Genomic DNA, 930 nt, shown 5'->3' on the forward strand with positions numbered 1-930 from the left:
GGTTTGGAAACATAATTCACAAACTTATATATAGTTATTCGATTTAGACAATATATAAGAACAGATACATTATAGTAGTGAAAAAAGAATATTGACTATATAGTACATTTTCTCAGTTGGAAGTGCTTATTCACTAAATATTCAATCGTTTGGTTAACCTGTATTTCGAAATAACCTGCGAGAAAACGGAAATTGATATCTTGGAAGTTGAAATGCAAAACACAGTTAAGTGGAAGTGTCAAGGCCGATTTACTTTTCCCCATTTTGGCCGATTTACTTTTCCCCACCTTTGTCGGATAAGTCAGGGAGATCTCTCTCCCTTTCTCTCCTAAGAACCGGACAGGACAGTTTCCCGTCATCCGGCTCAGACATTCTATAACCCTTTCTGTATTAGGCAGCAGTTTTTTTGTATCCTCTTCAAATTGAGTGGAAATCTCTCACTTTCCACTCACTGAACTTCTTTCTCTGATTAGTTGAGCTAAAGATGGCATCTCAAATATACTGCTGACTCTATCACATATGTACTGATATGCACTTACATCCAGTTTCTTTGCTGTCTGAACAATCGTCATAAATGTGTCGTTTGCCTTTGTTCCTTCCTCTGTTATAGTTTGAAGGCTGACATCTCTTTTTCTGACCTTTGCTCTTGCTGCCAGTTCCGCTGCATTGTTATGCAGCGGAATCTCTGGCAAACTCAGCACCTTTAACAGGTATTCTTTGTTCTCTTTTGTCTTAGCGATTCTTTCATCCAGCTTTTCATATCCTGTTTTGGTAGAAAACAACTGATCAAACTTAACGGATAATTGCTCCGCTACCTCTGAATCTGGTTTTATTCTAAACTTAGAAAGCTCACCATAAAAGTTCCAGTAACTGTCCAGAAAAGCTTTCAGCTTTTCTTTATGATACGGAACTATTGGCCTTAATTTCTTG

At 37.6% G+C, this 930-nt stretch carries 1 protein-coding gene; it reads right to left on the bottom strand.

Annotated features, from left to right (window positions below; genetic code table 11):
- Positions 1 to 437: 437 nt before the first annotated feature.
- The coding region (locus ASJ81_RS13810; protein WP_141241736.1) for an IS66 family transposase at positions 438 to 930 on the bottom strand (493 nt) is incomplete at its 5' end.

This window comes from Methanosarcina spelaei (assembly GCF_002287235.1).
Lineage (GTDB): Archaea > Halobacteriota > Methanosarcinia > Methanosarcinales > Methanosarcinaceae > Methanosarcina > Methanosarcina spelaei.